At 71.2% G+C, this 21,611-nt stretch carries 22 protein-coding genes, 1 tRNA gene and 1 pseudogene; 14 read left to right on the top strand and 10 right to left on the bottom strand.

Translation table 11 applies throughout. The features are described from left to right. Positions 1-75 precede the first annotated feature (75 nt). Positions 76-162 (top strand) — tRNA-Leu (locus DEI95_RS06105). 128 nt (positions 163-290) lie between these two features. Here DEI95_RS06105 and DEI95_RS06100 read toward each other — a convergent pair. Together DEI95_RS06100 and DEI95_RS06095 are read right to left on the bottom strand one after the other, a co-directional pair. Continuing rightward, positions 291-590 (bottom strand): hypothetical protein, encoded by a 300-nt coding sequence (locus tag DEI95_RS06100; protein ID WP_111059698.1) that lies wholly within the window; start codon positions 588-590, stop codon positions 291-293. 109 nt (positions 591-699) lie between these two features. After that, on the bottom strand, positions 700-1,377 hold the full coding sequence (locus tag DEI95_RS06095) for an SDR family NAD(P)-dependent oxidoreductase (protein WP_111059697.1): 678 nt from the start codon (positions 1,375-1,377) through the stop codon (positions 700-702). A 219-nt stretch (positions 1,378-1,596) separates the two neighbouring features. Between DEI95_RS06095 and DEI95_RS06090 the strand changes: the two genes are divergently transcribed. The 6 genes from DEI95_RS06090 (at position 1,597) to DEI95_RS06065 (ending at position 6,177) form a co-directional block, all read left to right on the top strand. Next, on the top strand, positions 1,597-2,586 hold the full coding sequence (locus DEI95_RS06090; RefSeq protein ID WP_111059696.1) for a matrixin family metalloprotease: 990 nt from the start codon (positions 1,597-1,599) through the stop codon (positions 2,584-2,586). Positions 2,587-2,690: 104 nt separating this feature from the next. Then, complete coding sequence (locus tag DEI95_RS06085; protein WP_110825754.1) at positions 2,691-3,527, top strand: SDR family oxidoreductase; 837 nt, start codon at positions 2,691-2,693, stop codon at positions 3,525-3,527. A gap of 37 nt (positions 3,528-3,564) precedes the next feature. Further along, complete coding sequence (locus tag DEI95_RS06080; RefSeq protein ID WP_110825753.1) at positions 3,565-4,446, top strand: manganese catalase family protein; 882 nt, start codon at positions 3,565-3,567, stop codon at positions 4,444-4,446. 190 nt (positions 4,447-4,636) lie between these two features. Beyond that, positions 4,637-4,819 (top strand): hypothetical protein, encoded by a 183-nt coding sequence (locus DEI95_RS06075; RefSeq protein ID WP_110825752.1) that lies wholly within the window; start codon positions 4,637-4,639, stop codon positions 4,817-4,819. A gap of 55 nt (positions 4,820-4,874) precedes the next feature. After that, a complete protein-coding gene (locus DEI95_RS06070) occupies positions 4,875-5,450 on the top strand; it encodes a MarR family winged helix-turn-helix transcriptional regulator (protein ID WP_110825751.1) in 576 nt (191 codons plus the stop codon). 91 nt (positions 5,451-5,541) lie between these two features. Continuing rightward, entirely contained in the window at positions 5,542-6,177 is a 636-nt protein-coding gene (locus tag DEI95_RS06065) for a TetR/AcrR family transcriptional regulator (protein ID WP_111059695.1), read from the top strand. 103 nt (positions 6,178-6,280) lie between these two features. Here DEI95_RS06065 and DEI95_RS06060 read toward each other — a convergent pair whose 3' ends face one another. Both DEI95_RS06060 and DEI95_RS06055 read right to left on the bottom strand, forming a co-directional pair. Then, positions 6,281-7,384: a Gfo/Idh/MocA family protein gene (locus DEI95_RS06060; RefSeq protein WP_111059694.1), complete on the bottom strand. Its 1,104-nt coding sequence runs from the start codon at positions 7,382-7,384 to the stop codon at positions 6,281-6,283. Beyond that, positions 7,381-8,196, bottom strand: a complete 816-nt coding sequence (locus DEI95_RS06055) for a sugar phosphate isomerase/epimerase (protein WP_181436213.1) — start codon at positions 8,194-8,196, stop codon at positions 7,381-7,383. The genes DEI95_RS06060 and DEI95_RS06055 overlap by 4 nt, the downstream gene beginning before the upstream one ends. 189 nt (positions 8,197-8,385) lie before the next feature. Here DEI95_RS06055 and DEI95_RS06050 point away from each other — a divergent pair, with 189 nt between their 5' ends. The 3 genes from DEI95_RS06050 to DEI95_RS06040 all read left to right on the top strand — a co-directional run bounded on the left by DEI95_RS06050 (position 8,386) and on the right by DEI95_RS06040 (position 11,783). Then, on the top strand, positions 8,386-9,687 hold the full coding sequence (locus tag DEI95_RS06050; RefSeq protein WP_111059692.1) for an MFS transporter: 1,302 nt from the start codon (positions 8,386-8,388) through the stop codon (positions 9,685-9,687). Positions 9,688-9,820: 133 nt separating this feature from the next. Further along, complete coding sequence (locus DEI95_RS06045; RefSeq protein WP_111059691.1) at positions 9,821-11,140, top strand: carboxylesterase family protein; 1,320 nt, start codon at positions 9,821-9,823, stop codon at positions 11,138-11,140. A 61-nt stretch (positions 11,141-11,201) separates the two neighbouring features. Further along, positions 11,202-11,783 (top strand): TetR/AcrR family transcriptional regulator, encoded by a 582-nt coding sequence (locus DEI95_RS06040; RefSeq protein ID WP_146232829.1) that lies wholly within the window; start codon positions 11,202-11,204, stop codon positions 11,781-11,783. Between the two features lie 230 nt (positions 11,784-12,013). Here the strand turns inward: DEI95_RS06040 and DEI95_RS06035 are convergent, their stop codons facing one another. Together DEI95_RS06035 and DEI95_RS06030 are read right to left on the bottom strand one after the other, a co-directional pair. After that, positions 12,014-12,523, bottom strand: a complete 510-nt coding sequence (locus DEI95_RS06035) for a MarR family winged helix-turn-helix transcriptional regulator (RefSeq protein ID WP_111059690.1) — start codon at positions 12,521-12,523, stop codon at positions 12,014-12,016. A gap of 107 nt (positions 12,524-12,630) precedes the next feature. After that, on the bottom strand, positions 12,631-14,829 hold the full coding sequence (locus DEI95_RS06030; RefSeq protein ID WP_111059689.1) for an MMPL family transporter: 2,199 nt from the start codon (positions 14,827-14,829) through the stop codon (positions 12,631-12,633). A 222-nt stretch (positions 14,830-15,051) separates the two neighbouring features. On the opposite strand from DEI95_RS06030, the gene ribB reads away from it, so the two are divergent. Genes ribB through DEI95_RS06010 form a run of 4 tightly spaced genes read left to right on the top strand, consistent with a single transcriptional unit; the run spans position 15,052 to position 17,930 of the window. Then, entirely contained in the window at positions 15,052-15,708 is a 657-nt protein-coding gene (ribB, locus tag DEI95_RS06025; protein ID WP_111059688.1) for a 3,4-dihydroxy-2-butanone-4-phosphate synthase, read from the top strand. Position 15,709: 1 nt separating this feature from the next. Further along, entirely contained in the window at positions 15,710-16,963 is a 1,254-nt protein-coding gene (locus DEI95_RS06020; protein ID WP_111059687.1) for a lysophospholipid acyltransferase family protein, read from the top strand. Next, positions 16,960-17,523, top strand: a complete 564-nt coding sequence (locus DEI95_RS06015) for a hypothetical protein (RefSeq protein WP_146243608.1) — start codon at positions 16,960-16,962, stop codon at positions 17,521-17,523. The genes DEI95_RS06020 and DEI95_RS06015 overlap by 4 nt, the downstream gene beginning before the upstream one ends. Then, positions 17,523-17,930 carry an SRPBCC domain-containing protein gene (locus DEI95_RS06010; RefSeq protein WP_146234099.1) on the top strand — a complete coding sequence of 136 codons (408 nt, stop codon included), beginning with the start codon at positions 17,523-17,525 and terminating at the stop codon, positions 17,928-17,930. The genes DEI95_RS06015 and DEI95_RS06010 overlap by 1 nt, the downstream gene beginning before the upstream one ends. A gap of 171 nt (positions 17,931-18,101) precedes the next feature. Here DEI95_RS06010 and DEI95_RS06005 read toward each other — a convergent pair. The 4 genes and pseudogenes from DEI95_RS06005 to DEI95_RS05990 all read right to left on the bottom strand — a co-directional run. Next, positions 18,102-18,503 (bottom strand): annotated as a pseudogene (locus DEI95_RS06005) (alpha/beta fold hydrolase); the annotation flags it as partial. Next, positions 18,410-18,838 (bottom strand): AAA family ATPase, encoded by a 429-nt coding sequence (locus DEI95_RS06000; protein ID WP_258367500.1) that lies wholly within the window; start codon positions 18,836-18,838, stop codon positions 18,410-18,412. The gene DEI95_RS06000 and the pseudogene DEI95_RS06005, both read right to left, overlap by 94 nt. A gap of 72 nt (positions 18,839-18,910) precedes the next feature. Further along, positions 18,911-20,761, bottom strand: a complete 1,851-nt coding sequence (locus DEI95_RS05995; protein ID WP_111059684.1) for an ABC transporter permease — start codon at positions 20,759-20,761, stop codon at positions 18,911-18,913. A 3-nt stretch (positions 20,762-20,764) separates the two neighbouring features. Then, positions 20,765-21,517, bottom strand: coding sequence for an ABC transporter ATP-binding protein (locus DEI95_RS05990; RefSeq protein ID WP_258367494.1), 753 nt, complete (start codon positions 21,515-21,517; stop codon positions 20,765-20,767). Positions 21,518-21,611: the final 94 nt, after the last annotated feature.

Below are 21,611 nucleotides of genomic sequence, written 5' to 3'. Positions count from 1 at the left end.
TTCTCGGTCGCTGACCACTGCATGGTAGTGGTTGGCTCCGGGGGCCGTCTGTGCGTGGTAGTGTTCTCGTCGCTGGCGCGAGTGGCGGAATTGGTAGACGCGCACGGTTCAGGTCCGTGTGCTGGAAACGGCGTGGGGGTTCAAGTCCCCCCTCGCGCACCAGGGCTCTCCGATGGAGAGCAGCACGATGAAGGCCCCGGTCGGGAGACCGGGGCCTTCGTCGTTCCCGCCAGCCTCATCGGGCCGGTCGCTCAGCTTCGTCAGGCCGGCTTCAGCTCGTCAGGCCGGCTTCAGCGCCGCCGCTCGGCGAGAGCCGCGCTCGTCATGGCGCAGCCCGAGAGGACCAGCGCCAGGAACACGATCACGACGAGGCCGGTGGCGATGTCGACGCCGGTGTCCTGGGCGAGTGTGGTCCAGACCCGGACCACCATGACCACCAGGGCGACGGCCGCGCCGAGGAACGACGCCAGGGCGACGACGAGCAAGCCCAGGGCGCGGCCACGCCACGGCGCGGCTCGACCGCCGTCGGTCGCCGCTGGACGACGGTCTCCGTACGGGGCGGGTGTCCCGTCCTGGGAGTTCGAGGACATCGTCAGTTCCTCTGCTTCCGGGACGGCAGCACGTCGCTGCACGACGAGTCTCCCGCATCGCGATGGACGGGCGAGCCCGCGGCAGGGTCCGAGGACGCGCGAGCCCTGGTCAGACCGTGGCGCTCCCGAGGACACGGTGCGCCACGGAGATCGACTCCCCGGAGACGACCGACAGCGGGGACGACAGGAAGGCGACGAGGTCCGCGATCTGCTGCGGGCTGGACGCACCACCGGCACCCGGCCGGACCTCCGCGCTCGGGGTGTCGGTGACCGCGCCGGGGTTGACGACGTTCACCGTGACGCCGGTGCCGGCGAGCTCGTCGGCCAGGTTCTTCGCGATGACGTTCGTCGCGGCGTTCCGGAGCGAGGTCGTGATGTTGCCGGTCAGGTAGGCGTTCTGTCCGCTGACGACGACGACCCGGCCGAAGCCCGCGGCCCGCTGCAGGGGCAGGACGGCGTTCGCGACGCGGAGGAAGCCGAGGGCCTTGCCGTCGATCGCGGACGCCACCTGGTCGGGGTCCGAGCGTCGCTCCGGGTCGAGGGTGCCGGCGGCCGGTGCCGCCGTCACGACGAGGACGTCGATGCGGCCGTGCTGCTCGAACACCGTGGCGACGGCGGTGTCGACGGAGGTCTGGTCCGTGGTGTCCACCGTCACGCCGTCCGTCGCGGTGCGCGAGGCGACGACCACCGTCGCACCCTCACGACGGAGACGGTCGGCGACGGCTGATCCGATGTACCCGGCGCCGCCGACGACGAGGGCGACCCGGTCCTGCAGTTGGAGGTCCACGAGCGTGACGCTACGCCGCGGTGCCCGCGGACGGACGGGAGGCCGGTACGGACGGGAGGCCCCGCCGCGTCCGACCGCCGCCGCACGTCCGTCCTGCGGATGCGCGGACGGTGCCGCCGTCCCCCGCAGGGGTGGTTGACCTGGTTCGTGCCCGTTCCGCACACTGTCGGGGTCGCGGGTGTCGATCAGGGGTGCCGGCGCGGGACGAGGGGCAGCAGCATGCGTCGGACGACGACGGCCGCGATCGTGGCCACACTGGCGATCACCATGACCGGGTTCGCCGCGGTACCGGCCAGTGCGGCGGATGCGGCGGCGGTGTGTTCCGGCGCGATGCTGTCGACGGCCGACCTGTCGACCGGGTGCACGGTCGACCCGGGCACCACGCTCGCGCTGCCGGACGGCCGGACGGTGGTCGTCCCCGCGCCGGGCACGACCCTGACCGTCGCCCCGGTGGTCGTCGCGGGCGCCGAGGACCCCGGCGACCTGGTCGTCGCGAACGCGGGCGCCGCCGGCGTCGCGGTGCGGACCGAGGGGGCCTGGTCGGGTTCGCCGGCCGCCGTGACCCGTGAACGCGCCTCACTGCAGCGTCGGGTGCTGGGCGCGACGGTGGCCGCGCCGGGTGCGGTGACCACGGGTGCGGGTGCCACGGCGAGCTGTGGCAGCACTGCGTACTCGCTCACCGGGCACCATTGGGCCGGGGCGATCGAGTGGCGGTACAACCCCGCGAACGCGAAGGCGTCGAACGTGTCGGCGCTCCGGGCTGGTGCCGACGCGTGGACGGGGTCGATCACCTCGTGCGGGCGGACCGTGACCTCGACGGCGGCCGAGCAGTACCTCGGGACGGCGAAGCAGGCACCGGCGCTCACGGACCAGGGTGGCTGCGGTGCGGCGAACCGCTACAGCGTCACCGGGTGGGGCGCGCTCCCGACCGGAACCCTCGGCGTCACCTGCGTCTGGTCCCGGTCCGGTGTCGCGGTCGAGATGGACCAGCGGTACTCGACCCGGTACCTCTGGGCCTCCACCGCGACCTGCTCCGGCAACCGGTACGACTTCCGCGGTGTCGCCACCCACGAGTGGGGGCACGCGTACGGCCTGGGGCACGTGGACCAGGCGACCGGCCAGGTCATGAAGTCGTCGGCGACGACGTGCGACGTCGCACAGCGCACCCTCGGCGCGGGGGACGCGCGGGGGATCTCCACGCTGTACTGACCGCTGCCCCGGCCGCGTGATCTGAACACCCTTGACGGGCACACAGCGAGCCCGGCCGACCATCGCCCTCGTACGACGAACCACATCCGTCACGAGGGAGCGACATGAGCGACCAGCAGCAGCAACCTCCGGGTTCCGAGCAGGCGATGACGCCGAAGCCGGACCACGGCGAGACGAGCTACACCGGCTCGGGCAAGCTCACGGGCAAGCGCGCCGTCATCACCGGCGGGGACAGCGGCATCGGCAAGGCGGTCGCCATCGCCTACGCCCGTGAAGGAGCGGACGTCCTCATCTCCTACCTCCCCGAGGAGGAAGAGGACGCGCAGGAGACCAAGCACTGGATCGAGGAAGCGGGCCGGAAGGCCGTGCTGTTCCCCGGCGACGTGAGCGACCCGGCGTACTGCCGGAGCATCATCGAGACCGCGGTGTCCGAACTCGGCGGCATCGACGTGCTCGTCAACAACGCGGCGTACCAGATGACCCACGAGACGCTCGAGGAGATCTCCGACGAGGAGTGGGACCACACCCTCGCGACGAACCTCAGCGCGTACTTCCACCTCGTGAAGGCGGCACTCCCGCACATGACCGCGGGTGCCTCGATCATCGGGTCCAGTTCGGTGAACTCCGACAACCCGGTGCCGACGCTCCTGCCGTACGACGTGACGAAGGCCGGCATCGCGAACTTCTCGGCCGCGCTCGCGCAGCTCGTCGGGGAGCGCGGCATCCGCGTGAACAGCGTCGCCCCGGGTCCGATCTGGACGCCGCTCATCCCGGCGACCATGCCGCCCGAGCAGGTCGAGCAGTTCGGCAAGCAGACGCCCCTCGGTCGCGCCGGACAGCCGGCGGAGCTGGCCCCGGTGTACGTCCTGCTCGCGAGCGACGACGGCAGCTACGTCTCCGGTGCGCGGATCGCCGTCACCGGCGGTACGCCGATCCTCTGACCGCCCACCAGAACCGACACAGAAACAGGAGAACGATTTGTACTTCCACAAGCAAGAGCTCCAGTTCAAGTCCACCCCCGACAAGCCCGACGCGGTCTACGCCCGCAAGCTCCAGGAGGTGCTCGGAGGTCAGTACGGCGAGATCTCCGTCGCGATGCAGTACCAGTTCCAGGCGTGGAACATGCACATCCCGGGCAAGTACCGCGACATGGTGTTCGGCATCGGCGCGGAGGAGATGGGCCACGTCGAGATGCTCGCGACGATGATCGCGCAGCTGCTCGAGAAGGCTCCGCTCGGCATCACCGGCGACGCGGTGCAGGACGACCCGACGGTCGCCGCGGTCCTCGGCGGCACCGACATCCAGCACGCGATCGTCGCCGGCGCCGGTGCGCGTCCGGTCGACAGCATGGGCAACCCCTGGCAGGGCTCGTACATCACCGCCAGCGGCAACCTGCTCGCCGACTTCACGGCGAACGAGAACGCCGAGATGCAGGGCCGCGTCCAGGCTGCCCGGCTTTACCACATGACCGACGACCACGGCGTGCGGGACCTGCTGAAGTTCCTCATCGCCCGCGACACCATGCACCAGAACATGTGGGCGACCGCGGCTGCGGAACTCCGCGAGTCCGGTCTCGAGACCATGCCGGTGCCGAGCAACTTCCCGCAGCACAAGGAGAACCAGGAGGTCAACTACCAGTACCTCAACTTCTCCGACGGTGCCGAGGCGAAGAACGGCCCCTGGGCGAGCGGCCCCTCGTTCGACGGCAAGGGCGAGTACTCGTACCACGACGGCCCCACCACGTCGTCGCCGATGCCGCCGCCCACGCACCCGGACTCGCGCTTCTACGGCACGACCGAGTTGCCGAACACGATCGAGAAGATCGCCGGCACGGTGCAGGACAAGCTCAACAAGGAGTAGTCCGAACCCGGTCCGAGCACGAGCCCCTCCTCACCACGAGGAGGGGCTCGTGTCGTTCCACCAGGTCGTCTGGTGGTTCGGCGCGCGAAATGTACAACGAACCGAAAAGTTCGTTGACCACATAGTTCACGGTGTGAAAGAGTTTCCTCGTCCAGACGGACAGCAGTCTCTCGACGAGGAAGGCGCCATCATGCAGAGCACGTACCACACCACGTCACTCGACACTCGCTTCGGCGGCTCCCACCCGCGCGTGGGCCTGACCGACCCGGCCGTGATCGAGGCCTACGTCGCCCGACGGATCCAGGACCCGTCGCTGCTGTCCCGCCGCTCGGAGGTCTCGTACGCCGACTTCTTCGTCGCACCGGCCGCCTGAGCCGAGCACGGAGCACCAGCACGACCGCCCGAGTGGGTGAGGGAGACCACGACCCATGCCGTTGACCGTCGTCCGACGTGAACACGTCCACCTCTACGCCCGTGAGCCGCGCACCCGGTCCGCGAAGACCGCCGTCGACGCGCTCCTCCGCCTCCAGCACGCGGAGGAGGACCAGCTCGAACGCGCGCGGGTCGAGAGTGGCCTGACGAAGAACGAGTTCCTCACCGTCCGCTACATGCTCCAGGCGCACCGCGACGGCCGGAGCATGGGACCGAAGGACCTCGCCGTCATGCTCGGGGTGTCGAACGCCTCGGTGACGAAGATCGTCGACGGGCTCGTCGAGAAGGGCGACCTCGTCCGGTCGCCACACCCGACCGACCGTCGTGCACAGGTGCTCGAGCCGACCGTGCAGGCGGCGCGCAAGATCGACGTGTCGTACGAGACCTTCCACCAGGCGGTCGTCGAGGTCATCGACCACCTCTCCGCCGAGGACAACGAGGTCCTGACCCGGTGCCTCGGTCAGATCACGGCAGCGCTCGACGCGGGTGCGCCGAGACCGGTGGACGAGTACACGGTCGACGGGGTCGCCGTCCGCTCCCTGCCGGACCCGACGGCGGACGACGGCTCCTGACACGCACCGGACGGGAGGCCCGGCACCCGTGGTGATCCGGGCCTCCCGACCGGCACTGGCCGCGAAAACCTTCCAGCGGTAAGTTGGCAGGATGACCCACCCCGCCGACGAGGACGACGCGGCTCCGCCGCGTCGCGGCGGGTACCGCAAGGGCACCGAGCGACGTGCGCAGATCCTGGACGAGATGATCCGGATGGTCGCGGAACAGGGCGTCGACGCGTCCTCGCTCCGGTCCGTGGCGGACGCCCTCGGCATCACGCACGCGGCGCTCCGGCACTACTTCCCGAGCCGCGACGACCTGCTCCTCGCCGTCTACCGCGAGCACGAGGTCCGCGAGCAGGGTGCTCCGGAACGGATGAAGTCCGCGATCGGCGACATGCGGGAGAGCGCCGCCCGCAACCGAGCCGTCCCCGGACTCGTGCAGCTCTACACGACCCTCTCCGCCGACGCCGTGCAGGAAGGGCACCCGACCACGCGCGAGTTCATGCGTGACCGGTTCACCCGGTTACGCGCCGACCTGAGTGAGCTGATCCGCCGGGACCAGGCCGCCGGCCGGATCCGCGACGACCTCGACCCCGAGGACCTGGCGAGCCTGAGCATCGCGGCCTCGGACGGGCTGCAGGTGCAGTGGCTGCTCGACCCGGACGCCGTCGACGGGGAGCGGGTGCTGCGCCTGCTCGAGCGGATCGTGCCCGCGGGTGATGTGGAGGAGCAGGCACCGCGCTGACCGGTTTCGACGGCCGTCGTCCTGCTCCGGGTCGACGGGCCGTGGAACGCGGAACGGCCGGCCCCCGGAGGGAGCCGGCCGTTGGCGTCGAGGAGCGGTGGTGCTACGCGGTGAGGACCGCGGCGGCCGGGTCGAAGTCCTCCGGCAGCGGCGGGACCGCGTCGACGGACGACGTGATCTCGACGGCCGACCCCGACTCGGCGGCGTCACGGATGCCGAGCAGCACGTCGAGGACGTGCAGCGCGACGGCACCGGAGGCGCGCTCCGGGCGGTCCTCGGCGATGGCGCGGGCGAGCTCGACGACCCCGGTGCCACGGCCCCAGGTGGAGCCGACGGCCTCGAGCGTCTCGGGCTCCTCCTGGCCGTAACGCCAGAGCTGCGAGGACCCCTCGAACGTGTTCGGGTCCGGGAGCGAGATCGTGCCGAGCGTGCCGTTGATCTCGACGAAGCCCATCCGCGGCAGCGCGTGCTGGAACGAGAACGTCGACTGGGCGGACTGCCCGCCGGCGAACTCGATGAGCGCGGCGTGGTGGGTGGGGACCTCGACGGGGAACGTCTCACCGGCGCGGTCACCCGACGCGATCGTGCGGCGGTCGAGTGACTTCGACGACACGGCCTGCACGCGGCTGGCGGTGCCGAAGGCGTGCACGAGGGTCGTGACGTAGTACGGCCCCATGTCGAACAGCGGGCCGGCACCGGTGGCGAACAGGAAGTCCGGGTTCGGGTGCCACGCCTCGGGTCCGGGCACGTGGAACAGCGTCGTCGCGGTGAGCGGCTCACCGATGTCGCCGCGGGCGATGGCCCGGAGCGCCGTCTGGATCCCGGCGCCGAGCACGGTGTCCGGGGCGGTCGCGACGCGGAGGCCCTTCGCCTGCGCCGACGCGAGCACGGCAGCGGCCGAGTCGTGGTCGGTCGCGATCGGCTTCTCGCTCCACACGTGTTTGCCGGCGTCGATGATCTGCTGGTCGACCTCGGCGTGCGCGGCCGGGATCGTCAGGTTGATCACGATGGCGATGTCCTCGCGGGCGAGGAGTTCCTCGACGGTGCCGGACGCGCCCACGCCGTACGCCGCGGCCTGGGCGGCGGCACGGTCGGTCAGGACGTCGGCGACGAAGCGGACCTCGACGTCGGCGAACTGCGTGAGGTTCTCGAGGTACTGGGTGGAGATGTTGCCGGCACCGATGATGCCGACCCCGACACGGCTCACGCGGCGGCCCCGGCGGTGTCGTTGGCCTGCAGCCAGGTGAGGGACTCGGCGATGCCCTCGAAGACGTCGCCCTTGTACGCGTCGAACTCGACGACGCGGATGGCCTGCGGCGCCGCGGCGAGGATGCCCGCCACGTCGACGTCGCCCTGGCCGGCCGGCGTCTGGTTCTCGAAGGCCCGCTGGAGGGCCTCGGGCACGATGAGTGCGCTCTCGGACGAGGGCAGCGCGGTGCGGATGTCACCGTCGACCTTGCCGTCCTTGACGTGGATGGCGACGACGCGCTCGCCGAGACCGCGGAGCACGGCGGGGGCGTCCGCACCGCCGACGGTCGCCCAGAAGGTGTCGACCTCGAGGACGGTCTCCGGGGACAGCTGCGACACGAAGAGGTCGTAGGCGGTGCGGCCGTCGACCTTGTTCGTGAACTCCCACTGGTGGTTGTGGTACCCGAACTGCAGGCCACGAGCGGCGGCCTCGGCGGTGAGGACGTTGACGCGCTCCGCGATGGCCTTGACGTCGTCGGCGGTCTGCCAGCGGTCGGTCGGGATGAACGGGTCGATGACCGTGCGGATGCCGAGGCGCTCGGCGGCGTCCCAGATCGGCGCGGTGTCCTCGGCGTCGATCACGGCGACGTGACCCGACGGTGCGTGCAGGCCGGTGGCGGCGAAGGCACGTTCGAGGTCGGCGGCACGCTCGACGAACGCGTAGGGCTCGACGTTCTCGTAGCCGATCTCGCGGACCCGCGCGATGGCCGCGTCGAGGTCTTCGGCGATGGCGTCGCGCAGTGAGTAGAGCTGCACAGAGGTGGTGGGCATTGCAGAGGCTCCTTCGATCCTGACTGGTGTGCGGCCGACGGAGACACTGCTCCACGGCGAGACGATGACGACGCTACCGCAGAAACCACCCGGTGTGTAGTTTTCGCTGTCGCGGAGTTCGCGGTGGCATGTATGCTCGCCCTCGAAAAACCGTGCGAGGTATGGTTTTCATCGACTCAAGGAGGCGTCATGAGCACACCCGAACCCGCGGAGACCCCGGTGCTGGTCCACCCGGAGCAGGGGATCACCCAGCCGGTCAGCACCCTGCGTGTCAGCGTCGGCTACCAGATCGCACTGTTCCTCGGGCAGTTCGGCCTGTTCGTGGCCCTCATGGCGCCGGTCTACGTGAGCATGCAGCTCAAGGCGGAGGCACTCGTCGGCAGCGACGCCGCGAACGTCATCGGCTCGGTGCTGCCGATCGGCGCGTTCGGCGCGCTCATCATGAACCCGCTCGCCGGCGCGCTGTCCGACCGCACCCGGACGCGCTGGGGTCGGCGGCGTCCGTGGATGCTCACCGGCGTGGTCGTCTTCGCGGTCGCCCTCGCCTGGATCGCGTACGCGCCGGACACCCTGCAGCTGACGCTCGGGTGGCTGCTCGCGCAGCTCGCGGCCAACACCGTGCTCTCCACCCTGACCGCGAGCTTCGCGGACAACGTGCCCGAGTTCCAGCGCGGCAGGTCGTCGAGCATCATCGCGCTCGCCCAGAACATCGCGGTCCTGGCCGGCACGTACCTGTCCGTGTTCTTCGTCGCGAACCTGCCCGTGCTGTTCATCGCGCCGGGCATCCTCGCGATCGTCCTGGTGGTCGTCTACGCCGTCGTCGCACGGGACGAACTGCCGACGTACCCGCTGAAGAAGTTCACGTTCCTGAACCTGATCGCGTCGTTCTGGACGAACCCGGTCAAGAACCCGGACTTCGCGTTCGCGTGGTGGTCTCGCTTCCTCATCATCTTCGCGACGTTCATGTTCACCACGTACCGACTGCTCTACATGAAGGAGCACATCGGCCTGTCGAGCGACGCCGAGGCCACCGCCGCCGTCGCGTTCGGCGTCCTGCTCTACACGATCGCGCTCCTGGTCAGTGCTGCCCTGTCCGGCTGGGCCTCCGACCGGCTCGGGCGCCGCAAGGTGTTCGTCGCCGGCTCCACCGCGCTGTTCGCCGTCGGGCTCATCGTCCTCGCCCATGCCGAGACGGTGAACGGGTTCTACGTGGCCGAGGTCATCATGGGCTTCGCCTACGGCATCTACTCCGCGATCGACACCGCGCTCGTCGTCGACGTGCTGCCGAACGCCGACCGGCCGGGCAAGGACCTCGGCGTCATCAACATCGCGAACGCACTGCCGCAGTCCCTCGCTCCCGCCGCGGCGCTGTTCTTCCTGAAGTTCGGCACCGGGGGCACGCCCGACAACTACGAGCTCATGTGCTGGGCGGCAGGAGGCGTCGCCATCATCGGCGCACTGGTGGTGCTGCCGATCAAGCGGGTCCGCTGACGCGACCCGGACCGGACGGGAGGCTCCCCACCGGTCACGGCCGTCTCGCCGCTGGCGCGTCGGTCCGGGACCAGCCGGCGAGGGCCCGGCGGCCACGCGGCCACGGGCCTCCCGTCCGTCGTACGGTTGCGGGATGACCACCGCGCCGACCCGCACCTTCACCGCCGCCGTCGGCCGGATCGTCGGCCACCACGACGGCGCGGTCGTCCGCGCGCTCGGCATCCCGTACGCCCGGTCGGAGCGGTTCGCGCGTCCGGAGCCGGTGCCGCCGTCCACGGAGGACTTCGTCGCCGACACCCCCGCCCCTGTGCCGCCGCAACCGTCGACGCCCGTGCTCGAGGCGCTCATCCACCCCATCGAGGCCGAGGTCTCCGAGCAGTGCCAGGCGTTGTCGGTGACCGTGCCGGCGGACGTCCGCGACGACGAGCGGCTGCCCGTCATGGTGTGGATCCACGGCGGCTCGTACGTCGTCGGCGGCGGGGACATCCCGATCCACGACCCGCGCGCCCTCGTCGAGGAGCAGCGCGTGGTCGTCGTGGCCGTGACCTACCGGCTCGGGGTGCTCGGGTTCCTCGGCGACGGGGAGCGGGTACCGGCGAACCTCGGGCTGCTCGACATCGTCCAGGCGCTCCGGTGGGTGCGTGGGAACATCGCGGCGTTCGGCGGCGATCCGGAGTCCGTCACCCTGTTCGGCCAGTCCGCGGGCGGCGACGCGATCGCCCACCTCATGGCGGCGGACGGCACGGCCGGGCTCTTCCGCCGGGTGATCGTGCAGAGCGCGCCGCTCGGGTTGTCCCGGCGGCGTGCCCGGATGAACCGCGCCATGGTCCGGGCCGTCCGCACGGTCGGGCCGGAGACCGGACTCGACGAGGTGCTGGCGCTGCAGGCGGCGGCGGAGCGGGTCGCGCTGCCGTACGGCCTCCGCGGCGGGATGCCGTTCGGCACGCAGTACGGGCACGCGCCGCTGCCGGCCGAGCGCCACCTCGACGCGGCCTGGCGCCGGGCGGCACCGCACGTCGAGGTCCTGATCGGGTCCGCCTCCGACGAAGCCGCGCTCTACATCCCGATGATCCCCGGCCTGGCGGCGCTCTGCCGGACGCGCGCCGGCCGTGCGCTCGTCCGCTGGCTGCTCGTCCGACCCCTCACCGCGGTCATCTACGGCCGGGACGCCCGGGCGTTCGCCGCACGACACCGCGCCGCGGGTGGCCGTGCCGTCGTCTACCGGCTGCACCGCGGGGTCACGGTCCGACCGACCGGGGCCGTGCACATGAGCGACGTGCCGCTGCTGCTCGGCGACCGTCAGGCCTGGGCCGGCAGCCGCTTCGTGCCGGAGCGGGACTGGGCGGCCGTGGAGCGGCGCGGTCCGGGGATCCGCGCGGTCTGGGCGGAGTTCGCCCGCACCGGACGCGTCACGGTCGCCGACGACGAGACGCTGACGTTCGACCGGGGCTGACCCGCCGCCCCCCTCGAACTGGCGGTCGCGCCGTCGCCGCCCGCGACGGATGATCGTCCTCATGCCCGACGCCGATCTCCGCCACCGCATCGTCACGGCAGCGGTCGAGGCCTTCCGGCGGTCGGACTTCCACAGCGTCGGACCGGCCGAGGTCGCGGCGCTCGCCGACGTCACCGTCGCCCAGGTCACCGACGCGTACCCGGTCTGGGAGCTGCTCGTCGTCGCCGTCATGGACCGCTGGGACAACGGGGACCGCCGGCGACTGTGGCACCTGGCCGAGGAACAGGGGGCAGCCGCCTACCTCCGCGCACGCCTGCAGTCCGGTCTCGCCGACCCCGCGCTCGTCCGGATGCGCATCGCCACGCTGAGCGCCGCCTCCGCGCCGTCACACCCCGCTGCCGGGTGGTTCCACACCCAGTACGAGCACGCGTTCGACGACGTCACCCTGGCCCTCGTCCGCGACGTCGTGGCCGGACGCGAACCGCGCGGGACGTCCCCGCGACACGCTGCCGAGCAACTGGTCGCCCTGTACGAGGGGTTGCAGCTACAGGCCATGCTCCGGGACGACGCGGACCTCCTCTCCGGCTGGGACCGGGCCGTCGCCCGGATGCGCGCCGGATGGGGTGCGGTCGCGCTGGTCTGACCGCGCTACCCGGAGGCGTGCGGCTGTCGGAGCGCCGCGCCGAGGGCGGGAGCGTCCGCCTGCTCCCGCTCGGAGAGCCTTGGCCTGACGGGCCACTGCGGCAGCAGCTCGGCTCGGACTCCTCCGGCTTGCCGCGGCCGAGGTGGATGCGCTCCGGGACGACGTCAGTGCCGGCCGCGCTTCGCCGAGTCCACCGACCGCGTCCGCTGACGAACTCTGCCAGCAGCGCCTCAGTCCAGTGGGAGCCGATCGCCGGCGAACCGTCGCTCGAGGACCGCGCCACTCTCGGTTCCGTCGAGGTAGGTCCGGAGCGCGCTGACCAGACCGGTCATCTCGCTCCCGTCGAACATCACTCGTGCGCCGTCGTCCATGACCTTCTCGATCTCGCGGAGACGCGGGACGAGTTCGTGGCCTTCGTCGGTCAACCGGAGTGCGACGGCTCGCCGGTCCGACGCGTGCGTGGAGCGTTCGATGTAACCCCGACGGACGAGTGTGTCGACGATGCGGCTGGGGCTCGCTGTCTCGCACACGATGAGCTCGCCGAGCTCCTTGAGCGTGATGGGTCCGTACTGGGAGAGGACGAGGATGATCTCGAACTGCGAGGTCGTCAGTCCCAGGTCGGCGAGCTGTCGGCCGAGCGCCCGGTTGCCCTCCCGCTGCGCCGCGAGGACCAGGTAGCGCAGCTCGAACTGCGCGAGCGTCGGCGCAGTGGGAGTGTGCGCTGGTACCGGAGTGGTCATGTGCGATCCAGTCGTGACGGGAGCAGAGGATGCTGCTCCCGTCCAGTTTGTCAGGTCGTCGCCCAGGGCCTGCGATCGGTCTGCGGGCCCTGGGCACGGGCGGCTGATCAGGTACCGATGAGCGCCCCGGACTCCGCCGGCGTCTCGGACGACGGCTCGCCCACCGTCGTGTCCGGCGCGGGTCGTGCTCGGCCGAAGGCCCGCGGACCGATGGCGCGCAGCACGCTCGGCATCACGACCATGCGGATGACGACCGCGTCCAGCGCGACGGCGATCGCGAGTCCGATCCCGATCTCGCGGACGATGCTGATCTGCGCCGTCATGAAGGAGAGGAACACGGCGACCATGATCAGCGCCGCACTGTTGATCATGCTGCGGGTCCGGTCCGCGCCCCCGAGGACGGCCTGCTCGTACGGGATGCCGGCCCGGTACATCTCCTGCATGCGGGACATGATGATGACCATGTAGTCCATGCTCAGGCCGAACATCACCGCGAACAGCAGGATCGGGGTCACGGAGTTGAGCGGGGCGTCCGAGACGGCGTGCTGCACCAGGGTCAGGGATCCGACGCTCGCGCCGACGACGAGGAGGTTGAAGAGGAGCGCGAGAGCCGGCAGGACGACCGAGCGCCAGGCGAACGCGAGCATGGCGAACGTCAGGAGCAGGACGACCGCTGCGACGAACGGGATGCTGCGGACGATGGTGGTGTCGAAGTCCACGCCCTGAGCGGTCGCGCCGGTGACCGCCACGCGCGTGCCGTCGGTCAGTTCGGCAGGGAGGTCCGCGCGGACCTCCTCGACCAGGTCGTGAGCGCTGACGGAGTCCGGACCCTGGGCCGTGGTGACCAACACCCGCGCGGTGATCACGTCGTCCCGTGCGTCCCACAGCTTCCGGAGGTCACCGGGTGTGTCCGCCTGGTCGAGCAGGGTGGTGAGCTGTCCCGCGGGGAGTCCGAGGGCGGTGACAGAGGTGACGTCATCGGCACCGGGCCGCTGTGCGAGCCAGGTGCTGGCACGTTCGACCTGTTCCAGCGCCGCCGCGGTCCCGACGTCAGCTGGGAGGGTGAGGACGACATCGACGGGGAACAGTCCTTCCTGACCGATCCGCTCGTCGAGGGTCTCCAGTCCCTGTCGGGCCGGGTCGGAAGCGGGCAGGACGGTGGCGCTCGCCACGGGGGACTGCAGGGAGAGGCCGGCGATCGGGACGGCGCACGCGGCGAGTGCGAGGATCCCGACCGTGCCGACGAGTGCCGGGCGCCGGATGCGCGACCGCACCGTGCGGACGGCTCGAGGCGCCGCAGGGCGCAGGAACGGGACGGCGAAGCGGTCGATCCTCGGTCCGATCAGGGTGAGCGCGGCAGGCAGGACGAGCATCGTGATGACGAGCGCGACCACCGCGACGACGATGCCACCGAGAGCGATGCTCGTCAGCGCCATCACCCGGGGGATGAGCAACGCCGCGAGGGCCAGGACCACTGCGACGCCGCTGAAGAGGACCGAATGCCCGGCGGTGGACATGGCCGCTCGCACGGCGACCGGGGTGGCCTTGCCCGTCGCCAGTTCTTCCCGGAACCGTTTGATGATGAACAGGGAGTAGTCGACGGCGACGGCCAGACCGATCATGGACACGATGTTCGTGTAGAGGTTCGACACCTCCGTCACGCGGGTCAGCAGGAAGCCGATGCCCAGGGCCAGGGCGAGTGACGAACCCGCGACGAGCAGCGGGAGGACGGTCGCGACGACCGATCGGAAGACGAACAGCAGGACGACGATCAGGAGCGGGAACACGATCAGTTCGGCTCGTGTGGCGTCGGCCTTCGAGTGTGCGTTGAGCTGGAAGTCGAGCGCTGGTTGGCCGGTGACGTACACGTCATCCACCAGCCGGGCGTCCTCCAGTTGTTCCTGCAGACCGGGCACGAGGTTCTGGGTAGCGGTCGCACTCCCGTCGAAACCAGCGATCACCGCGGCCGCGCGATCGTCCTCCGAGGCGAGGTCGGGGTCGTCTTCCGGGGTGGTGACGGAATCGGCACCCTCTTGGCGGAGGATGCTGACCACCCGGGAGATCGTCCCGTCCGTCACCGTCGTGGCCCCGTCGAGCACGACGACCAGCTGGTTCGGTGACTGGGCGAAGCGCTCCTCGACCACCTCCTGCGTCACGAGTGCCTGTGCTCGCGGGTTCGTGAAGCCTCCCCCTGACAGGGCGGCATCGAGGTGCAGTGCGAGCGCCCCTCCCGCCACGAACAAGGCCAACCACACGGCGATGACTACGCGAGGGAAGCGGATCGGTACGTCGAGCAGACGTCGCATGGGGTCCTCCAAATCGTGACGTAACACACATGCTACAACACGGATGTTGCGTCATGTGTACGGCAGGTAACAACCTCGAATATCGCGATCCCACGTCTTGACCCGTTGGGTCCCTGGCCGTACTTTCGGTGCTGTCGCAGTAGATGCGACAGCATGTAGTGCTATCGCATGCAATTGGGGGGCTGATCGCTCGATCGGTCCACGAGGACGGGGAACGGGACCATGACTCTGAACATCGACAGGACCAGTGCCATCAGCGAGCAGCAACTCCTCTCGCCCGCTGCGGACGCCATCGCCGCCATCGGACGAGGTGAGATCGTCGTGGTGGTCGACGACGAGGACCGTGAGAACGAAGGCGACCTGATCATCGCCGCCGATCACGTCACCCCGGCGGCGATCAACTTCATGATCACCCACGGACGGGGCTTGGTCTGCCTGGCGTTGACCGAGGAGCGCGCGCAGCAACTCGCGCTGCCGCCGATGATCCCGCGCAACGAGGACCACATGGGCACAGCCTTCACGGTGAGCATCGACGCGACTCTGGCCCACGGGGTGACCACGGGGATCTCTGCAGCGGAACGAGCGAAGACGATCGGGATCGCGATGTCGGGAGGATCCGGCGATCTCCAACGCCCCGGTCACGTCTTCCCCCTCATCGCGCGAGCCGGAGGGGTGCTGTCCCGCGTCGGCCACACCGAGGCATCGGTGGACCTCGCGCGAGCAGCCGGGTGCCGCCCGGCCGGAGTGATCGTGGAGATCATCGGACCGGACGGGGAGATGCTGCGGCGCGACGGCCTGCGACTGTTCGCCGATCACCACGGCCTCGTGATGACCAGCATCGAACTCCTCCGTCAGCATCTCGCATCCGCGGTGGCGTGACATGCGCGGAGAGAACACGGTCCGGTCGGTCTCACACGCCTTCGTCGCCGGGCGCGTCCGCCGCCACCTGCGATCCGTCGATGGACTCGAGCACCTCCCGACCACCGGACCCTTCGTCCTAGCCCCGAACCACCGCAGTTACTTCGACCACTTCGTGATGGAGATACTCGTCGGCGCCGTGACCGGACGTCCCGTCTGGTTCCTCACCAAGCGGGAGAGCTTCGACCGGACGCTGCCCCGCCTGTGGACGCGGGCCTGGTACGGCATCCCGGTGGACCGCGACGCTCCCGCACCGGACACCCTCCGGACCGTCAAGCGCGTGCTGACCGGCGGTGACGTCCTCTGCGTCTACCCGGAAGGCACGCGGAACACCGATCGCGCGCTCCTGCCGTTCAAGAGCGGGGCGTTCCGCTTCGCGCTCGCCGCAGACGTACCGGTCATCCCGGTCGGCATCACCGGGACGGACGAGGTCCTGCCGAAGGGGCGCAGATGGTTCCGGTCGAGTGGCCGGGTGCACCTGGTCTTCGGCACGCCCCTGGTCGTGGACCGGTCGGCCGGGAAACAGCGGGCTGCCGACGAGATGGCCGCTGAGGCACGCCGTTCGATCGAGGACCTGGTGCAACGCGCCGAGGCGAGCAGGGACCTCGGCGCGCCGCACACGGCACTCGAGGCCGCTACTCGGCTCCTCGACGGGCGGATCACGGGTGCGCTGGACGAGCACGGGCAGCTCAGCCGCAGTGCACACCGGCGGATGCGGCTCCTCACGAGTCTGCTTGCGCCGCTCGAGACGCGGCCGCACCACATCAGCGTGCAACGGGCTCGGTTGCTCGGACTCCGGCTGCTCGCGCTCCCCGCGGTACTGCGCCCGCTGCCCGCCCGGTCGGTCCGCCGCACGGCCGAGGCCGTTCTGCACCACGACCCGTCGCACCGGGATGCGAACTACCTGCTCGGCCGGTGGCACTTGAGCATGCCCAGTGCCCTCGGGGGGAGTCCCCTCGTGGCAGTGGACGCGTTCCTCGCCAGCACTGCCGCATCGTCTCCTGGGGACACCAGGGCGCTTGCCGGCCTCGCAGAGGCGTACGCCGCTCTCGGACGTACCGACGACCTCGTTCGCACCCTCCGCACCCTCTGCGACATCGGCGCTGAACCGGGGACTCGGGACGCCGCGCGAGTCGAACGAGCGCGCGCACGGCTGTCGACACTGAAGACGGAGGGCAGTGTGGAGTCCTCGGCGCTCGTCGGAGGTCGACGATGAGGGCGACCGTCAACGCAGAGAGTCTGGTGCTCATCGAGGACGTCGCCGTGGTGTTCGACGACGTCTCCCGGATCCGGTGGCGGCGGACCACCACCGGTTGGATCCTCCGTGACCCCTGGCCCGACATCGAGGAACGCCGAGCCCTGCAGACGCATCTCGACAACGGGGGGACTTCGCTCGTCATCACCACCGATGAGCCGATCCGGGTGGAAGCACTGGCGAACGAGCTCCCCACTTCCCCGCCCGACGGCCAGAACGCCGCCGACCCGGTCGAGGTCTGCGTCGACCACTACGACTGGCTCCCGTACGAGACCCGACGTCGCGGGGAGACGTTCGCTGCAGAGCAGAAGGAACGGTGGACGGCACACCCCTCCCTCCTGCGACCACCGGTCACCTTCGACAGCGCTGATCCCTCGGCCGACCTCCGCCTCCCGGGACACGTGATGTTCGCGCTGATCGCCCCGGGCACCACGAAGAGCCGCGTCGAGCGTGACCTGGCCCAGTGCCTGTCGTACCTCCGCTCGCGCCCGACACCCGATCGACGGGCCCTGCTGTCGTGATGCACACAGCGGAACGACGCATCGCGGTCTCGCCGGCCGTGGTCGTCCGGGTCCTCTCCGATGCGCGGTCACTCGCTGCCTGGAACCCAGCGCTCGGGCCCATCCGTCCGGCAGACGCCCGTGTCGTCGTCGGGAGGCCGTACCGGACGGTCATCCGCGGGTTCCTCCCCGCGGTCGTGACCTTCACACGCGTCGACGAGACCGCCGTCGAGTACCGGCTCGAGGGAGCCGGCGCGCAGGAGACCGGGCGGTGGCTGATCGACCGAACAGCGGACGGGGCGTCCGTGGTCACGCACGCGTTCGAACACGCTGGAGCCCTGCTGGTCGTGTTCCGGCGTGCGTTCGTCCTCGTCGCGGACTGGCGTCTCGAGCGACTCGACCACGAAGCACGAGCGCTGGTCGCGTGACCGCGTGGCCGGGCCTCGCAACTCCGGGGTCCGGCCTGCCGGCGCAGCAGCACTGAACGCGTCGGGGTCGTCGTCCTGGCGGTACGCGACGGGAGGCGCGGTGCGGGTGAGCCGGTCGGCCCTCCTGCACCGCGCCTCCAGTCCGGACCGCTGCGGACGCAGCGAGCGGTGTCAGCCGCGGATGAACGCGAGGATGTCGGGGTTGATGACGTCCGCGTGGGTCGTCAGCATCCCGTGCGGGTAGCCCTCGTAGATCTTCAACGTGGCGTCGCTGAGCAGTTCGGCCTGCTTCACGGCGGCGTCCTGGTACGGCACGACCTGGTCGTCGTCGCCCTGCAGGACGAGGACGGGCACGGTGATGGCGCGGAGGTCCTCGGTCTGGTCCGTCTCGGAGAACGCCTTGATGCCCTCGTAGTGCGCGACGGCGCTGCCCGTCATGCCCTGACGCCACCAGTTGTCGATGACCGGTTCCGACGGCGTCACACCGGGACGGTTGTAGCCGTAGAAGGGGCCGGAGGCCACCGCACGGAAGAAGTCGGCGCGGTTCGCCGGGGCTTGACGGAACCCGTCGCGAGGAGCGGTGACGGCTGCACGCCCGGTTCGACCCCGAACGCGACGTCCAACGCCCGCCGCTGCGGTGCCGGCAGGCTCGGGATGCCCGCACGCAGCGGGTACAGGAGCATGTGGAGGGCGGCGTACGGTTCCGCCGACTCGTCGAGCGTGCCGGTCGTCGTGAGGACCCGCACGCCGCGGCTGTCCGCGTACTCGACCACGTCGGCGACGAGCGACGACTTGCCGATCCCCGCCTCGCCGTCGACCACGAACGCCGAACCACCGCTGTCCACGTCCCGGATCGCGGTGCGGAGGGCCGCGATCTCCCGCTCGCGCCCGATGACGGGCTGCGCCATCGTCATGCCGTCAGTATGCCAGCGGCGCTGCCCCGGTCACGTCCGGGGCAGCGCCGCACTCCCGCTGACCCGTCACCGCCCCCGCGCGATCCGCCCCGCCACCGGCAGCACCCCCACGACCGCCACGACGACCGCCGCGAGCGAGAACCCGGCCCAGGACGCGAGGTCGAACCCGGCCGCCGGAGCACCGGCGAGGCCGTACCCGACGCCGACCAGCGCCGGCAAGACGGCGACGGTCCCGATGACCACGGCTGCGACCGCGGTGTAGGCGGTCTCGACCCCGGCCATCCGCAGCAGCTGGGCGCGGGTGGCACCGGTCCGCTGCAGCAGCCCGAACTCGTCCCGCCGACCCCGGGTGGCGGTGAGCAATGTGTTGCCCGCGGCGGCCGCCACGAAGGCGAGCAGGGCGACGACGAGGACCAGGGACAGTCGCCGGTCGCCGTCCCCTGACCGGAGGGCGGTCGTGACGTACCCGTCGACCGAGGTGACGCCGACGCCGGTGGCGAGCAGGGCCTCCCGGACGGCGGCACGGTCACCGGCGGCCGTGTCGACGAGCAGCGTGCCAGCCGGGCGGCTCGTCCGGTCGCGCACGAGGACGTCACCGAACGCCAGGCCGCGGTCGTAGACCGCGACGATGCGCGCCGGGGTCGCCGGTCCGTCACCCGTCCGCATCCGGATGGTGTCCCCGAGGCCGGTCGGGGTGAGGGCGATGACGTCGGTGCTCACCGCGACGGTGCCCGGCTCGTCGAGCGCGTCGAGGGAACCGGCGCGGACGGCGGGGTCGACGCGACCGTCGTCGCCCGACAGTGCACGGATCACGGTCGGTTCCCACTCGAGGTCGCCGAGGGCGGGGAGGTCCTCGTCGGCCTGCTCGATCTGGACCGAGCCGGCGGTGTCCCGCATCGTCGTCGTCGCGCGGACGCCCGGCATCGCCGCGATCCGGTCCGCCTCGGCAGCGGTCACGCCGTCCGCTCCGATCACGACGAGGTCGGCCTGGAGGCCCGCCCCCAGTTGGTCCCCCGTCGCACGCTGGACGGCGGCGTCCGTCCCGGTCTGCACCGTCCCGAGCGCGACGAGGAGCGCGAGCGGCACCACCGCGGCGCTGAGCCGGCGGGAGGCCCCGCGGGCGTTGAGGAGCGCGAGCGTGGCCGCCGGTCCGGAGGCCCCGCGGAGGGCGCGCCGCGCACCCCACTGCACGAGGAGCGGCCCGGCGAGGGCCGCCGCGACCACGAGCACGATCGCGGAGGTGGCGCCGGTCGCACTGCCGACCAGGCCGGGGGTGAAGAAGGGCGTGGTCGCGGTCGCGAGGCCGACGAGCGCGGTGACCCCGGCTGCGATCCGTCGACCGCGCGAGAGCGTGGGGACGTCGGTCGTGCTCGCACGGACGGCGTCGGTCGGGCTCGGGCGGGTCGCTGCGCGCGCGGCCATCGCCGCGGCCAGCAGTCCGGTCGGCACGAGGACGACCAGCGTGCTGAGCAGCGGGACGACCGTCGGCGCGAGGGTGAAGCCCGCGGGGACGAGGTCGCTCGACGCCAGCAGCGGCGTGACGAGCGGTGCGACGAACGTGCCGACGACGGCACCGAGCGGGGCGACGAGTGCGAGCAGGACCAGGACCTCGGTGCGGACCGTGCCGCGGATCTGCCCGGCGGTCGCACCGATCGCCCGGAGCAGGGCGAACTCGCGGCGCCGTTCGCGGAGGACCCCCGCGAAGACGCTCGCCACCATGAACACCGTGATGAGCAGCAGTGTCCCGGCGAAGGAGCCCGCGACGGTGGAGAGGAACGGGGCGTCCGGATGCCGGATGCCGGCCTCGAGCCAAGCGCCCGTGACCGCGAGGAGCACGGCAGCCAGGGCGACGACCACACCGGCGCCGACGACGGCCGCGCGGTTGACGACGAGCAGGGAGCGGAGAGCGGCGCGCACGGCTCAACGCCCCAGGCCGAGGACGCGGGCGGTGACCGACTCGAGCGTGGGGGAGTGGAGCTCGTCGCGCACCCGACCGTCGGCGAGGAACACGACCCGGTCGGCGAAGGCCGCGGCCCGGGGGTCGTGGGTGACGAGCACGAGGGTCTGCCCGAGTGACCGCACCGCGTGCTGCAGGAGCTGCAGGATCCGCTCCGCGGTCGCGGTGTCGAGCGCACCGGTGGGCTCGTCGGCGAACACGACGTCCGGCCCGGCGACGAGGGCGCGCGCGATGGCGACGCGCTGCGCCTGGCCGCCGGACAGCTCCCCGGGCAGGCGGCCGGTCATGCCCCCCAGGCCGACGGCGTCGAGCAGCTCCGCGATCCGGTGCTCGTCGGCGCGGGTCCCGGCGAGTGTCAGGGGCAGCCGCACGTTCTCGCCGACGGTCAGGTGCGGCACGAGGTTGTAGCCCTGGAACACGAAGCCGACGTGGTCGCGGCGGAACCGCGTCACGGCGTCCGGGCGCAACGCGCCGAGGTCGACGCCCCCGATGACCACCCGGCCACTCGAGGGGGTGTCGAGACCGGCGGCACAGTTGAGGAACGTGGACTTGCCGGACCCGGACGCACCCATCACGGCCGTGAAGCTGCCGGAGGCGATGTCGAGCGAGACGCCGTCGAGCGCGGTCACGGTCGACGGGCCGTTCGGGTACGTCTTGGTGACCCGGTCGAGGTGCACGGCGGTGCTGGTGCGGGCGGGTGAGAGGACTGTGGACACGAGGACTCCTGACGAGGACGGTGCGGGACGGCGTGCGTCGTCCACGCTAGGAACGCGAGCGCTCGCGGCCGAGGGCCGAAGGGTGGGACCCGGG

The organism is Curtobacterium sp. MCBD17_008, from assembly GCF_003234475.1.
GTDB lineage: Bacteria > Actinomycetota > Actinomycetes > Actinomycetales > Microbacteriaceae > Curtobacterium.
Note: the sequence above shows the minus strand (reverse complement) of the source record. Positions and strands in the feature narration are given on the sequence as shown.

What these genes read in the sequence shown, in the direction of transcription:
- DEI95_RS06045 (WP_111059691.1), top strand. Translation starts at nt 9,821, where the DNA reads ATGACCACCGCGCCGACCCGCACCTTCACCGCCGCCGTCGGCCGGATC.
- DEI95_RS06020 (WP_111059687.1), top strand. Translation starts at nt 15,710, where the DNA reads ATGCGCGGAGAGAACACGGTCCGGTCGGTCTCACACGCCTTCGTCGCC.
- DEI95_RS06075 (WP_110825752.1), top strand. Translation starts at nt 4,637, where the DNA reads ATGCAGAGCACGTACCACACCACGTCACTCGACACTCGCTTCGGCGGC.
- DEI95_RS06065 (WP_111059695.1), top strand. Translation starts at nt 5,542, where the DNA reads ATGACCCACCCCGCCGACGAGGACGACGCGGCTCCGCCGCGTCGCGGC.
- ribB (WP_111059688.1), top strand. Translation starts at nt 15,052, where the DNA reads ATGACTCTGAACATCGACAGGACCAGTGCCATCAGCGAGCAGCAACTC.
- DEI95_RS06035 (WP_111059690.1), bottom strand. Translation starts at nt 12,523, where the DNA reads ATGACCACTCCGGTACCAGCGCACACTCCCACTGCGCCGACGCTCGCG.
- DEI95_RS06090 (WP_111059696.1), top strand. Translation starts at nt 1,597, where the DNA reads ATGCGTCGGACGACGACGGCCGCGATCGTGGCCACACTGGCGATCACC.
- DEI95_RS06085 (WP_110825754.1), top strand. Translation starts at nt 2,691, where the DNA reads ATGAGCGACCAGCAGCAGCAACCTCCGGGTTCCGAGCAGGCGATGACG.
- DEI95_RS06070 (WP_110825751.1), top strand. Translation starts at nt 4,875, where the DNA reads ATGCCGTTGACCGTCGTCCGACGTGAACACGTCCACCTCTACGCCCGT.
- DEI95_RS06055 (WP_181436213.1), bottom strand. Translation starts at nt 8,196, where the DNA reads ATGCCCACCACCTCTGTGCAGCTCTACTCACTGCGCGACGCCATCGCC.
- DEI95_RS06010 (WP_146234099.1), top strand. Translation starts at nt 17,523, where the DNA reads ATGCACACAGCGGAACGACGCATCGCGGTCTCGCCGGCCGTGGTCGTC.
- DEI95_RS06030 (WP_111059689.1), bottom strand. Translation starts at nt 14,829, where the DNA reads ATGCGACGTCTGCTCGACGTACCGATCCGCTTCCCTCGCGTAGTCATC.
- DEI95_RS06000 (WP_258367500.1), bottom strand. Translation starts at nt 18,838, where the DNA reads ATGGCGCAGCCCGTCATCGGGCGCGAGCGGGAGATCGCGGCCCTCCGC.
- DEI95_RS06040 (WP_146232829.1), top strand. Translation starts at nt 11,202, where the DNA reads ATGCCCGACGCCGATCTCCGCCACCGCATCGTCACGGCAGCGGTCGAG.
- DEI95_RS06050 (WP_111059692.1), top strand. Translation starts at nt 8,386, where the DNA reads ATGAGCACACCCGAACCCGCGGAGACCCCGGTGCTGGTCCACCCGGAG.
- DEI95_RS06015 (WP_146243608.1), top strand. Translation starts at nt 16,960, where the DNA reads ATGAGGGCGACCGTCAACGCAGAGAGTCTGGTGCTCATCGAGGACGTC.
- DEI95_RS06100 (WP_111059698.1), bottom strand. Translation starts at nt 590, where the DNA reads ATGTCCTCGAACTCCCAGGACGGGACACCCGCCCCGTACGGAGACCGT.